Source organism: Rhodobacteraceae bacterium M382 (assembly GCA_025141015.1).
GTDB classification, from domain to species: domain Bacteria; phylum Pseudomonadota; class Alphaproteobacteria; order Rhodobacterales; family Rhodobacteraceae; genus Aliisedimentitalea; species Aliisedimentitalea scapharcae.
Genome location: CP081098.1, coordinates 1,182,626 through 1,195,608 on the forward strand (window position 1 = coordinate 1,182,626; position 12,983 = coordinate 1,195,608).

A 12,983-nucleotide genomic window follows, 5' to 3' on the forward strand; every position below is an offset into this window, starting at 1 on the left:
GCTACAAAGCGGGCACGTTTGAGGCAATTTTTCGCCACATTTGTCGGGAAACATGCTGCAATACCGGCGAGTTAGCGAAACAGTGTTTGAGAAATCGGGGATATTGGTTCGGGGCTGACATCAATGGGGCCGAATTTCTTGACCTACGTAAAAGCTGAGCGATTCGACGAGGGCCGCAGATCTGTCCAATTCGATCCCGAAAAATGTCTCAATTCCGATATACTCATTGCTGGGTAAGGGGTGCTGCGCCTGATCGTCTGCGCGGTCATTAGAGATCAATTGTGTGAAAGGGTATGCCGTGTCCGAGAGTTCCAACAGCAAACGCATTGCGCGCATTGTGGAATGTGCCGAAGAGCATTTTGGCAAGGAAGTCGAACGCGTAACGGCGCCCGGTGGCGAGGGGAGATCTTCGTTTCGATTGCATTTTGACGACCGGGACGTGATTGCGACGCTGCGCCCAAATTTTCGCAGAACCCACCTGGAAGCGCATGTTCTGAACAGTTTGAACACATACAGTTCGGATTTGCCCCGCGTGCTGGGAGTCGTCGGGGAAATCTTGTTCCAATCCGATGTGGGTCGGCGCCGCTTGAATCAGGAAATCGTGCGTTGCCCGGCCGGGAGCCAGAAGGACCTGGCGGCAGAGGCGGTGGCCGGGATCTTTCGGATCCACGCGGCGGCGCGCAAGACTGATCTGCACAAAATGATGCCGCATCTGGGCAATAATGCCGAATGGATCAGCAATCTCGTGGATGCTGTGGATGCATTGCAACCCTATTCCCAGGGGATTTCGGGCGATTATGATCGCGCCGCGGTGGGAAATGCGATTGCCTACCCTGGCAAACAGTTCGTCAAATGGGATTGCCGGTCCGGCAATGCCGCAATTGGTCAGGATGAACGGCTACGCTGGTTCGATTTTGAGTATTCCGGTTTGCGTCATGGTGCCGAAGACTTTGCCTGGCTGATTGGGGACGAAGCCTGGCCAATTGCGCCGGACGTTATGGTCGACATCATGATTGATGCCTATGATCATGAATGCGGCCATGAAATCTCGGACTATCTGGAATATATGTCGGTTTACCTGACACTTCACGCGGTGCAGCGGTTCAAGCTGATCGTTAAGGAAGCCAAAAAACGTGGCTGGCTCTCCAAGGAGAGAGTGCGAAAATATGATGATGCGGGGGTTCATCCCGAGTTTGCCGTGCAAATTTGCAAAGTTGGACAGTATTTTGCAGCGCAATCTCCGCTCACAGCCCCCTTGTCCCGCAATTTTGAGGGAGCAGCGCGCGCGTTCAAAGAGATCCTGCGCGACGGCTCTTCGTTGAAGTCGGCCTGAACCATGAATGCAGCGGCAAAAACCCCATTGGCAGGCGCAAGCGACGACAGCTTGCGTGTGTTCAGCTTTGATACTTTGGATCGGATGAAACGCATTCGCGAGGATTGGCAGCTTCTGGAGCGGCGCGATCCAGAGGCGACGATCTTTTTGTCCTGGCGTTGGATGGCGGCCGCGTTTGCGGCAAACCCAGGCAGGTGGCGCGTTATCGCCGTGTATCACGCCGGGCGGCTGGTCGCGGTTCTGCCGCTCAAGTTGCGGGTGCATTGGAGTCAGACCCGCGCCCGCTTGCAAACCGAGATAGAGGCCGGAGGCAAGCTGGTCGGATCGGAATACACGGGATTTTTGTGCGACCCCGAATGGCAGGATCTGGCGCTGCGGGAAATGGCGCAGCATGTTCAGACAATGCCCTGGTCTGAACTGTCGATCCGTTACGTGGAATCCCAGGACCGTGCCAGCACGTTCATGACGGCGTTCCCCAGAGCCGCATTCAGCACCCGGTGGCGAGAATACAAGATCAACCAAGGCCAGATTGATAACTTGCTGTGCCCGCGAATTGATCTGCCGCCGACACATAATCTGTTTCTGGCGATGTTAAAAAGAAACACACGACGGCAAATCCGATTGGCCACCAAAAGGGGTCTCGAGACGGGCGAAATGCGTGTCACCTGGCCCGAGGGCGGAGAGTTGAAAGAGGCGATCCGCATATTGTTGCGGTTGTGGATGCAGCAGTGGGAACCGTCAAAAGGACGAGAGGCTGCATTTGTGACATCGCGCAACTATCTGCATGGTTTGGGAACTGCCTATCGGATGGGGACCTTGCGTATGCCGGTGCTGTGGAAGGGCGACCGTCCGATCGCGACATTGGGCAATGTTCTGGACCCGGCGCGCAAACGGATGCACGTGTTGGTCACAGGGCGGGATGTCACGATCCAAGACAATTTTGTCGGACTTCTGCTGCATTCCGAGAATATCAGGTGGGCCATCGAAAACGGGATCAAAGTCTATGATTTTGGCCATGGGAACGAGCCGTACAAACATCGCTTTGCCGCCCAGGATGTGCCGGTGCATTTCTTGTCTGTTCGCCGCCGGGATGTTGCGCAGGTGACGGACACTTTGGACCCGGCCTGTGTGCCGATGGGGCTGGAACGTGTGGTTGCCTATCTGGAAAATGACAAGATCGAACGCGGCCTGGAGATCAGTCGGCAACTGGCCGAAGTCGCCCAGAAACGGGGCAGGTGACACGTTGGCCGGCTGACATGAGCGTCACAATCCCATCTGGCGGACGGCCAGATCACGCATGATCTCTTCGGAGCCGCCGCCAATGGCCATGACTTTTACTTCGCGATAGATCCGTTCGATCCGGTTGCCCCGCAAATAACCAGCACCACCCAGGATCTGCATCGCCTCGGAGGCGCAGAATTCGCAGGCCTTGGAGGTGAAGAATTTGGCTTTGCAGATTTCGGCCACGGGCATGGGCCCCGTGTTTACCTTCCAACAGATCATGTTCAACCAGGCTTCGACCGCGTCGATGCGGGCCGAGATCTCGGCGATCTTGTGGCGGATGACCTGATGTCGGATCAGGGGCTTGCCAAAGGTTTCGCGCTCCTGCGCCCAGGCAATGCTGTCTTCGAGACAGGTTTTCATCATCCCCAACATTCCGGCGATCAACCCGACCCGCTCCAGATTGAAATTCTCCATGATGGCTAGAAACCCGCTATTTTCTGCGCCCATCATATTGGTGGCGGGCACCCGCATGTCGTCAAAGAACAGCGTCGCCTGATCCGAACACCACCAACCCATCTTGCGGGGCAGGGCGCTGCGCGAGAACCCGATCGTGTCCGATTCGACAAAGAACAGCGAAATACCGGTCAAACCGTCGCCCCCGGTGCGCGCGGCAACGACAAAGTAATCCGACGTCATGCCACCAGTGATAAAGGTCTTGGAGCCGTTTAGAACCCAATGGTTGCCGTCGCGGTGCGCCCGTGTCGTCAGATTGGCCACATCCGACCCCCCGCCCGGTTCGGTCACGCCCAGGCTGGATCCTTTGCGGCCTGCGATAATGTCGGGCAGAACCCGGTCCTGGATATCGGAATTGGCCAGCCGGGCAATGGGCTCGATCGAGATCATCCGCCCGTTGATTGCCGCGGCGACCCCGCCGGCCCCACAGCGGGCCAACTCTTCGCTGTAGGTTGCGCGCATGAAACAATCATCGAACCCCAGCCCGCCATGTCTTTCGTCTATGCCGAACCCCCAGATCCCCAACGCGCCCGCCTTTTGATGGAGCGCCCAGGGGACCGCGCCTGCCTCGTCCCAGGTATCGCAATGGGGGGTAATCTCCTGCGCGACAAAGCTTTGCATGGTGTCGCGAAAGGCCGAGCGTTCCGGTGTGTCAAAGGGCGAGGTCATCCGGTTTCCTTTTGTATGGCCAGCAAATGCGGTGCCATGATCCGGGCAAAGCGGTGCACCATCTTGTTGATCACGGTCGGGTCGGCTTCGTATGGGGCATGTGTATGCAGCCCGCGCATGAAACTGCGGCAGATCGACCACAACAGCGTCAGGTCTTCGGCCTCGCCCGTCGCCGCCTTGTACAGGTGGGCGATGTTGCGGTTGAAGTCGGTGTTATAGGCCTGCAACGCCGGGGTGATCCGCTGACGTAGAGCATCATCGGTGCGCGACGCGACCAGGATCTCCATCAGCGCACGCCCTGGGCGGGTGTTGATGACTTCGGACCAAAGACGGAGCAGGTCCTCGGAAATGTCCTGATCCGGGCCTTGGTGGTGGATCAGCCCAAGGTCTCCAGTCTCAGTCTCAGGTCCACGCACCGGAGCCAACAGGCGCTCAAGGGTCTGCGCCATCATCTCTTCCTTTGATGGGAAATGATGCGTCAATGCCCCGCGCGACACCTGCGCCTGGGATTGCACGCGATTGATCGAGGTTTCGGAATACCCGACTTCGTCCAGGCATTGCACCACAGCCGAAAAGATCCGCCCGCGCGTGCGCGCAGTGCGGTCGGGATTGGCGGTGCGTGTGACGTTGGGTTCGGCTCGGGTTTTCATTTGCGTACGCCTATTCTTTGGATCAGATATAAAACAGAACGATCAGTCTGTTCAATCACTCAGACGCAGCGGAACGACCACCGTCAAACCAGGAGACGCAAATGCAACAAGCCGAAGATTTCCGCGCCGAAAGCCGGGCCCTGGCGGCGATTCTGAACCCTCTGTCTGCGGATGACCTGCGCCAGCCGACCCTGTTCAAAGGGTGGACAATCGAGGATGTCCTGGGTCATTTGCATCTGTTCAATGTCGCGGCCGAAACATCGTTGTCCGGTGCCGAAGCATTTGACGTCTTCATCGCGCCGATTGTTCGGGACATGCAGGCGGGCAAGACGATTTTGGAATGTCAGTTTCCCTGGCTGGGTGGTCTGGACGGGCGTGATCTGTTTGACGCCTGGATGGCCGGAGCGGAAAGCTGCGCGGATGCATTCGCCAAGGTAAATCCCAAAGAGCGGGTGAAATGGGTGGGGCCGGACATGAGCGCGCTCAGCTCGATCACGGCGCGCCAGATGGAAACCTGGTCGCACGGACATGAAGTCTTTGACGTGTTGGGGCTGGATCGCTCTGAACAGGACCGGATCCGAAATATCTGTCATCTGGGTGTATCGACCTTTGGCTGGACCTTTATCAACCGCAAGGAGCCGGTGCCCGAGCCCATTCCATATGTGCGCCTGACCGGGCCATCGGGCGCGGTGTGGGAATGGAATACCCCGCAGTCGGACAACGCGGTTGTCGGATCTGCTGTGGCGTTTGCCCAGGTGGTCACCCAAGTGCGCAGTATTCAGGACACCGAATTGCGGACCACGGGCGCAGTCGCTGAACACTGGATGTCAGTTGCACAGTGTTTTGCCGGCCCTCCGGTCACCCCTCCGGTCAAGGGCGCGCGCCACAAGGCCGGATGACTCAGGTGCCCAAACGGTGCCACGCAGCGGTCAACCCGGCCAATGTCATGCGTTGGGCATCTGCAATGGTCGCGGCCACCCCCTGTTGGCCCAATGCGGCGGCATAAGGCGCGCTTTGGGTGTCATCGCCGATGACGGCCAGATTCTGGCCCAGCCAATAGGGCCGCGCGGCGGCCAGCTCGGCCCCGATCAGAAGCCCCATCAACCGGGCATGTGAGTGCGCCGGCGCAGGAGCATTCAGGGCCATGTTCGCCTGAACTTCGGCCATCCGCGCGGCCAGCCGTTCGGGCTTGGACATTGCATCCGATACGGCGTCGGCCAGGGTGTCACGATCCCAGTCAGCGTCAGAAAACGCCGCTTCCAGTCCGGGCAGTTCAGCCAGCGCACCAAGCGTCGACAGGGTCAGGAAACTTTGAAAGCTGACAACTTCGCCGGCGCTGATCTGGGCCCAGTGGGTCTGTGCACCGGGAAGGCAGATCACCCCATCCCAATCCGTGTTCAGCGACAGGAAACCGGCGACGCGGATCGCTGCATTGTGCATGATCGCGCAAGGCGCGTTTTGGCTCAGCCCCGGGAGCGCATGTAAAACAATCCGTGTGTGCCGATCCGTATCGGTTCGGGGAAGCAGATCCAAAGGTTTGCATGGCACCTGGATTGGCCGAATTTCGGTATCGCCGCTCAGGACGACTGGCAGGGGGGCTGGCGTCAGCCAGCTGGAGGTCAGCGATACCAGATCTGCGACCACACCGGCAGGCCCCGACGGGCAGGACAACATTTGCAATGGATCGCCACCCTGCATGGGCCAGGCTCTGAGCTGGCACCCATCAAAGGAGGCGGCAATCCAATCGGCCCGAAATGTGTCTTGGCTCATGTGAGTTTCCCTTTTGGCAGAGCTTTCCCGTGCCCCGTTCTATGGCTCGCCCGGTGCGAGGGCAATTGCGTGATTCCGCCCGTTGACCGGTGCTGTTCCTTGCTCCGAGGTGCCCAATTTTGACGACTTTGCCAAAATTCACGGGTGTTGGTGTGAGGGATGTCCCACAATTTCACGCGGATTGTGTCCATTTTCTGCCTGCCTTCCAGCTCTGTGGCAGACGCGACTCAGCATCGGTGACAGCTGATTCTGTGTCGGGTTCGTTTAAAATACAGGAACAATACGTGTATAAATCTTTGAATGTTTCGTTAACCATCTCGTATAAAGGGAAGAAAACAAGGATATTCCCACTGGAAACAAACTGTTTCTGTGCAATTTCTTATAAATGCTCCGGGGACTGATAAATTCAACTTAGGCAATTTTGGGGCGGAAACCCGGCTCAAATGCGCAGGGATCAAAATTTCGGACACATGGGGGTGTCGTTCGGGAATTGGCCCAAAAGTTCGAATGTCGCGTTTCCAGTCCGCTTTTGCACTCTGGGGGCATTTTGGTTTTCTTGTCGTGCCGAAAGGCATCTCTCCAGCCGGGTAACCGGCTGCTGCTTGGGGAGCGTCATGAGTAGTTTGATTCGCACGAATGCTGTTGTGTGGGCTGCCGGGTTGAAACGCGATGGCGCGCGCCGGATCAGTGCATCGCTGACCATGTTCCTGCCCTTGCATAGGCGGGAATTGTCGTTGGAAGCAGCCAATATCAATGGTTCTGTCCCCCTGTACAATCCGGGTGAGCCCGAGCCGGCATCGACAATCGGCAACCACGGGATCTATGCCCAGCATGGCAAACGCATTTTGGACCTGGTGCTCATCCTTCTGGCGCTGCCAGCAGTGTTGTTGGTCACCGGATTGTGTGCGCTGGCGTTGTGGATCGAAGGGGGGCAGCCCTTCTATCGACAGGACCGGTTGGGGCGCGATGGGAAACGGTTCAAGATCTTCAAATTGCGGACCATGGTACGGGACGCTGATGCCAAACTGGCAGACTTGCTGGCCAAGGATCCGGAATTGCGCCGTGAATGGGAAACGACCCAAAAGCTGAAAACTGACCCGCGGATCACCCGAATTGGCGGTTTGCTGCGCCGGACATCTTTGGATGAATTGCCACAATTGTGGAATGTTGTGCGCGGTGAAATGAGCCTGGTTGGGCCACGACCCATGCTGCCGGAACAGCTGCCGTTGTATGGCAACCATGCCTATTATTATGATCTTGAACCCGGAATCACCGGAATCTGGCAGGTGTCGGCCCGAAATGAGAGCTGTTTTGCCCATCGGTTCGAAACCGACGCGCAATACCACCGAGATCTGTCGCTGTCGTTGGACATAAAGCTATTGTGCAAGACAGTCGGCGTTGTGCTCCGGGGGACCGGATATTGAGAAACCGGATATTGAGAAAGAAGAGCGGATCAATTCCCGTTCAAACAATGGTTTGTGTGCGCCTGGGGGCTGGCCATGCTAGAATATGCAAAGGATGCTGGCGATGAGAGATTTCGAATCTAGCGATCTGGAAGACTATTTTGCTGAGGCAGCCCATCTGGAAGACACGGAGGCCATGACAGAACAAGGTTTCAAACGGTTTCGACGCAAGAACCGCCCCCGTCCCATGCCGGACGCGCGGGTGAGCAAGGATATTCGGGACCCCCAGGCCAACCTTAGCCCTGTTGTAGACGAGGAACCTGAATTCAGGATCCAGTTGCCTGCCCCGACTCCGGAACCTTGGGAGCTGTTGCGGCAGGTGCCTTTGGGGGTGCGTCGCCATATTTTGCGCCGGTCATCGCTGATCAGCTTTTTCCGGGAGGATCCCGCTGCAAAACAGTTTGATCTGCTGCGTACCAGGTTGTTGAAAACGCTCAAGGAACGCGGCTGGAGCCGGGTCGCCGTGGTGTCGCCGACCAGCGGATGCGGGACCACATTTGCTGCGACCAATCTGGCACTCAGCCTGTCGCGTGTTCCTGAAATTCGGACTGTTCTGATGGATCTGAACCAGCGCGATCCCGGTATCGGTGACGCCCTGGATATTCAGGCGTTGGGGGACATGCCCGGTTTCTTGATGGGCGAGGTGCCGTTGCAGCATCATCTGGTACGGTGCAGTGAAACACTGGCCGTCGGTATTGCTGGCGCAGCGGATCGAAATGCTGCGGAAATTCTGCATGATCCGCAGACAGCCGAAACGCTGGACCATATGCGCGACGCGCTAAAGGCCGATGTCGTCCTGTACGATTTGCCCCCCTTGTTGGAGCACGACGATCTGATGGCGTTTCTGCCGCAGGTGGACGGTGTTTTGCTGGTTGCGGATGGTCAGACAACCACTGCGGCTGATCTGGAAGCATGCGAGAGAGTGCTCGACAACCAGACACAATTGCTGGGCGTCCTGCTCAATCGGGGACGTTGACGGGTTGATTGGGCACGATCTCTTTCCCATGTTCTCCTTGCATATGTCATAGTTTTGCCGGGATGCTGTGGTGAAACCCAAGACGTACCTGGGGCATGTTGTGCATCCGGGATGTAGGAAAGAGCAGTATGGGTCCGTTTCAGTCTATTCATGATGTCTATGATATGCTCCGTCGTCGCGCGGTGCTGATTGCTGTCGTGTCGATTGTCGGAACCGTAGCCGCGCTGTTTGTCGCGCTGAGCCAGCAACACATGTACCGTTCGGCCGAAGTGATTCAGATCGCGCAGCCCCAGATTGCTGATGAATTGGCAAAATCAACGGTCGATGGATCGTCTGCGCGCCGGTTGCAGTTGATTGAACAGCGGCTGATGGCACGCAGCAATGTGCTCGACGTTATCGAGAAATACGGGCTGTTCAAGGATGTCGGGGACCAAAGACCCAACCATCTGGCCTTTCTTCTGCGCAGCTCGGTTCGGATCGAAGGGGTTGCTGCGGCGCGGGAAGGATATTCGGATGATGGCACGATTTCCATTCTGACGGTGTCCGCCGAAATGCCAACGGCGCTTCAGGCCCAACAGATTGCCCATGAATTCGCTCAACGCACCATCGAACTGAGCCAACAGGCCCGGATCGACCAGGCCAAGGCAACTCTGACCTTTGTTGCCCGACAGGAAGGGGCATTGTTTCAGGAACTTGCCGCGCTCGAGGAGGAAATCTCTGAATTTCGCAAGGCCAACAATGCGTCCTCTTCGACAAATGTCGAATTGCGGGCCGGCGAAGTGCAAACCCTGAACGAAGGCTTGCTGGATATCGCCCGTGAAGTGATCGAAATCCAGCGCGCTGCCGATATGGCAACCAAGACAGAGCGCCCTGCCACAGCCAAGCGGTTGTTGGCGGAATACGAAGAACGTCTGGCCACATTGGCTGAGCAACGCGATTTGATGCGTGATCGCAAGGAGGCGCTGGAGAAGGTGCTGCAGACGTCTCCTCAGGTGCAAAGCCAATTGGAGTCCTTCGAACGCCAGGCCGAACAGCTGCGGGATCAACTGGGCGCGATGCGCAGCCGCCGGACAGAGGCCGAAATCGGGTTCCGGCTGGAAACCGCCAGGCAATCCGAACGTCTGATGGTTCTAGAACCGGCAAATCTGCCGGAGTACCCGTTCACAGGCAGCCGCAAGATGTTGGCGTTGGCCGGGATGATGGCAAGCATTCTGGCCGGGTTGGGTTTGGCCGTCCTTCTGGAATTTCGTGATCCGGTGTTGCGGACTGCCCATCGGATGGAACAGAAAACCGGTTTGAAACCCGTGGTGACCATACCGGTGATCAACAAGGGCACCGGGTCGCGGGGACTTTTGTCCCGGCTGTTCGGACGCAGACCACGTGGACCTGCCTGACCCGTTGTTTCGGACGTCTAGTGACTGACTTTTTGCCCCAGGGCCTGGACCATGTCGGGGATCATTCCGGCGTGGTACGACAGGATCAATCCCGCGATCCCGCCAGCGAGAACCAGACATAACAGGTCATGCACCGGATCCCAGACCTTGTGTTTTGTGGCCAGCCAGATCAGCACAGGATAGGCCAGGAGCATCGACACCCCCAATGCGGCGATCCCTCCCAGAACCCCGAACCAGCTGAGCCCCAGCAAGAACAGGATGGTCTGAATGATTGCCCGGCTGGCGGTGAAAACAAAGAACCCGCGACTGTCACCAGCGGCCAGCGCCGCCGGATCATAGGTCAGCCCAATGACGGCCGGGATCATGGCAATGGCAATCAGGCTGACCATAGGGCCGGACAACATGTATCGTTCGTCATACAGAAGATCGACCAACCACGGGCCCGCAAAGGCAACGACAAGCAGCAACGACAGGATGGCACCGCTCAGGCCAAACCTAAGCCATCGTTGATTGCGCCAGTTGTCGCGGGATTCGGTCGCCGGTTTTTCGCGGTACACCGGGATCAGCAGCCGTTGGTTGATGGCATAACCCAGCAGCATGGGAAAACTGGCAAGAAAAAAACCGATATTGTACAGACCCAACACTTCGAGCGTCACAAATTTCCCCAAGAACAGCCGGTCGCCCTGGCTGGTAAAGAACCAGCACGCTGTCGACAGGAAGATCCATTTGCCAAAATGCAGCTGTTCGTGCACGGCCTTGGCCTCCCAACGGAAACGGTTCTTCATGCCTGGCAAAAAGGCTTGGGTGAGAGCCAGCGTCACAAAGGCCTGGAACACGCCACCCAACACCAGCGCGATCACCGATTGCGTGATCACCGCCAAAACCACCATCGACAGAATGCCGAGCGCCTGGCTGATCAGATCCAACGCCGTGACACGACCCACCAGAAGGTGACGGTGGGCGGTTTCAACCCGCGTCGGCATGAACCCGTTGATTGCAAGGCCAACGCCGGCAATCGGCAGGTACACCATCAGATCCGGCTCGTTGTAAAACTGTGACACGGGCCAGGCGAGCAAGGCGGTTGTGGCCCATAGGATCAACCCGCGCACCACCTGAATGCTGAAGGCGGTGTTCAGGAAATCCGGATCGTCGCCCCGATCGCTTTGGGCGATCGCGGCATTGATTCCGGTATCGGAAAACAGGGTCAAACCCAGTATCACGACGTTGACCAGAGCCATCAGACCAAAGGCTTCGGGGAACAGTAGCCGTGCCAGAACCAGGTTGGCCGCCAGCCGCAGGGCCTGGCTGCCGCCATATCCGATCATCAACCAGGACGCGCTGCGCAGGACGCGGGCCATCAGGCTGCCACCTTTGAATGCTGTGGTCACTCGGTTCATGTTTGCCTTTTCTGCCCGGCCTTGGTCTGGCACGAATCTTACGCGCCTTGGGGCTTTGGTACAGCCCGAAAACCGGGAAATTCGAGTTCGACGGGCAAATAATCTGAAACAAATTCCGCCAGAGGCGCTGATTGGCGCTGTCTGCTGCGTTCGAACCGGGCGTCTGTGTGTTAATCTTGGACTGCAGGCTGGCGTCGGGTTAGTCTGCGCAGAACCCTTTGATCTGGTGTACGCTTTTGAAACTTGGCTATATCCTCAATACCTATCCGCAACCTTCACACAGTTTTATCCGGCGCGAAATTCAGGCGCTGGAGCGTCAGGGGTTTGTGATCGACCGCTTGGCAATGCGCCGTGCGTCCGTTGGGTTGGTGGATCCGCAGGATCAGGCCGAGGCAGACCGGACCCAATATGTGCTGGATGCCGGGTCGGTGGGATTGCTGATGGCGTTGCTGGGCGTTCTGTTGCGCGGCCCTGTCCGGGGGATTTCGGCGCTGGTATTGACCTGGCGGATGGGGCGGGTTTCGCATGTGGGGGTGTTGCGGCACGTGATCTATCTGGCCGAAGCGGCCTGGGTTCTACGGCAGTGCCAAAGGGCTGGAATAGCACATTGTCATGCGCATTTTGGCACCAATGCCGCCGCCGTGGCCCTGTTGTGCCGAACCTTGGGCGGGCCGCCGTTCAGCTTTACGACCCATGGACCCGAAGAATTTGATGCACCAAGGGCATTGTCTTTGGGAGCCAAACTGGATCATGCGGCGTTTGCAGTCGGGGTCAGCCAGTTTGGACGCAGCCAGTTGAGCCGTTGGGCGGGTTTCACCACCTGGGAGCGGCTGCATGTGGTGCATTGTGGGATCGAGCCGACCAAGTTCGTGGAGCCGGTCGCGATGCCCGAGGGGCCGGTGCAATTGGTGTCAATCGGCCGGTTTGTGGAGCAAAAAGGGCAAATGGTCCTGGTCGAGGCCATGGCGCGGGTGCGCGACAGCCATCCCAACGTGCATCTGACCCTGGTTGGTGACGGTGAAATGCGCGCTGAACTGGAAACGGCAATAGACCGACATGGGTTGACTGATCGGATCACGTTGACCGGCTGGGTGTCGGAGGCCGAGGTAACCGCACGGCTACAAGGCTGCCATGCGCTGGTGATGCCCAGCTTTGCCGAGGGGTTGCCGATGGTGGTGATGGAGGCAATGGCTGCACAACGCCCGGTCATTGCCACCTATGTGGCGGGGACGCCTGAGTTGGTGCGCGATGGCGAAACCGGATGGTTGGTCCCCGCAGGCGATTGTACGGCGCTGGCTGCGGCAATCGTACGGGTGGCTGACACGGGCATCACCCGGTTGAGCACCATGGGACGGGCTGGATATGCCCGGGTGATGCAGCGCCATGACGTGGATACCCAAGCGGCAAAGCTGGCCGGTCTGTTTCGCCAGTCCGGCCCCTGAGACGGTCAGGGCCCACAGGTAACTTGCTATACGCACGGTGCAAAACTGGGCACGCAGAGCTCCCGCCCGTCGGTGACGCATCAAAGATGCGCCGCCTCCCGTTGGGCAGGGCACCGGCGGCAAAGCCTCCGGTGCGGGCGCAGACCAGACGT

General features: G+C 58.1%; 11 protein-coding genes. 7 read left to right on the top strand and 4 right to left on the bottom strand.

Annotation, left to right across the window (positions count from 1 at the left end; translation table 11 throughout):
- Positions 1-298 precede the first annotated feature (298 nt).
- Positions 299-1,333, top strand: a complete 1,035-nt coding sequence (locus K3727_05400; protein ID UWQ92236.1) for a hypothetical protein — start codon at positions 299-301, stop codon at positions 1,331-1,333.
- A gap of 3 nt (positions 1,334-1,336) precedes the next feature.
- Positions 1,337-2,572, top strand: a complete 1,236-nt coding sequence (locus K3727_05405) for a GNAT family N-acetyltransferase (GenBank protein ID UWQ92237.1) — start codon at positions 1,337-1,339, stop codon at positions 2,570-2,572.
- A 24-nt stretch (positions 2,573-2,596) separates the two neighbouring features.
- Here K3727_05405 and K3727_05410 read toward each other — a convergent pair whose 3' ends face one another.
- Together K3727_05410 and K3727_05415 are read right to left on the bottom strand one after the other, a co-directional pair.
- Positions 2,597-3,739 (bottom strand): acyl-CoA dehydrogenase family protein, encoded by a 1,143-nt coding sequence (locus K3727_05410; GenBank protein ID UWQ92238.1) that lies wholly within the window; start codon positions 3,737-3,739, stop codon positions 2,597-2,599.
- Positions 3,736-4,389: a TetR/AcrR family transcriptional regulator gene (locus K3727_05415; GenBank protein ID UWQ92239.1), complete on the bottom strand. Its 654-nt coding sequence runs from the start codon at positions 4,387-4,389 to the stop codon at positions 3,736-3,738. The genes K3727_05410 and K3727_05415 overlap by 4 nt, the downstream gene beginning before the upstream one ends.
- A gap of 101 nt (positions 4,390-4,490) precedes the next feature.
- Between K3727_05415 and K3727_05420 the strand changes: the two genes are divergently transcribed.
- On the top strand, positions 4,491-5,288 hold the full coding sequence (locus K3727_05420) for a TIGR03084 family protein (protein UWQ92240.1): 798 nt from the start codon (positions 4,491-4,493) through the stop codon (positions 5,286-5,288).
- A 1-nt stretch (position 5,289) separates the two neighbouring features.
- Here K3727_05420 and K3727_05425 read toward each other — a convergent pair whose 3' ends face one another.
- Positions 5,290-6,159 (bottom strand): 2-dehydro-3-deoxygalactonokinase, encoded by an 870-nt coding sequence (locus K3727_05425; protein ID UWQ92241.1) that lies wholly within the window; start codon positions 6,157-6,159, stop codon positions 5,290-5,292.
- 701 nt (positions 6,160-6,860) lie between these two features.
- Between K3727_05425 and K3727_05430 the strand changes: the two genes are divergently transcribed.
- From K3727_05430 to K3727_05440, 3 genes are all read left to right on the top strand, one after another.
- Positions 6,861-7,583 (top strand): sugar transferase, encoded by a 723-nt coding sequence (locus K3727_05430; GenBank protein UWQ93275.1) that lies wholly within the window; start codon positions 6,861-6,863, stop codon positions 7,581-7,583.
- 103 nt (positions 7,584-7,686) lie between these two features.
- Positions 7,687-8,598, top strand: coding sequence for an exopolysaccharide biosynthesis protein (locus K3727_05435; protein UWQ92242.1), 912 nt, complete (start codon positions 7,687-7,689; stop codon positions 8,596-8,598).
- Between the two features lie 128 nt (positions 8,599-8,726).
- Positions 8,727-9,992 (top strand): DUF874 domain-containing protein, encoded by a 1,266-nt coding sequence (locus K3727_05440; GenBank protein UWQ92243.1) that lies wholly within the window; start codon positions 8,727-8,729, stop codon positions 9,990-9,992.
- Positions 9,993-10,009: 17 nt separating this feature from the next.
- Here K3727_05440 and K3727_05445 read toward each other — a convergent pair whose 3' ends face one another.
- The gene (locus K3727_05445) at positions 10,010-11,389 is read right to left on the bottom strand and encodes an oligosaccharide flippase family protein (GenBank protein UWQ92244.1); all 1,380 of its coding nucleotides are present in this window, start codon (positions 11,387-11,389) and stop codon (positions 10,010-10,012) included.
- A gap of 236 nt (positions 11,390-11,625) precedes the next feature.
- Between K3727_05445 and K3727_05450 the strand changes: the two genes are divergently transcribed.
- Positions 11,626-12,831 (top strand): glycosyltransferase family 4 protein, encoded by a 1,206-nt coding sequence (locus tag K3727_05450; GenBank protein ID UWQ92245.1) that lies wholly within the window; start codon positions 11,626-11,628, stop codon positions 12,829-12,831.
- Positions 12,832-12,983: the final 152 nt, after the last annotated feature.

Bases quoted from the DNA above. Each gene is read 5' to 3' on its own strand.
- K3727_05405 (UWQ92237.1), top strand. From the start codon at position 1,337: ATGAATGCAGCGGCAAAAACCCCATTGGCAGGCGCAAGCGACGACAGC.
- K3727_05410 (UWQ92238.1), bottom strand. From the start codon at position 3,739: ATGACCTCGCCCTTTGACACACCGGAACGCTCGGCCTTTCGCGACACC.
- K3727_05415 (UWQ92239.1), bottom strand. From the start codon at position 4,389: ATGAAAACCCGAGCCGAACCCAACGTCACACGCACCGCCAATCCCGAC.
- K3727_05420 (UWQ92240.1), top strand. From the start codon at position 4,491: ATGCAACAAGCCGAAGATTTCCGCGCCGAAAGCCGGGCCCTGGCGGCG.
- K3727_05425 (UWQ92241.1), bottom strand. From the start codon at position 6,159: ATGAGCCAAGACACATTTCGGGCCGATTGGATTGCCGCCTCCTTTGAT.
- K3727_05430 (UWQ93275.1), top strand. From the start codon at position 6,861: ATGTTCCTGCCCTTGCATAGGCGGGAATTGTCGTTGGAAGCAGCCAAT.
- K3727_05435 (UWQ92242.1), top strand. From the start codon at position 7,687: ATGAGAGATTTCGAATCTAGCGATCTGGAAGACTATTTTGCTGAGGCA.
- K3727_05440 (UWQ92243.1), top strand. From the start codon at position 8,727: ATGGGTCCGTTTCAGTCTATTCATGATGTCTATGATATGCTCCGTCGT.
- K3727_05445 (UWQ92244.1), bottom strand. From the start codon at position 11,389: ATGAACCGAGTGACCACAGCATTCAAAGGTGGCAGCCTGATGGCCCGC.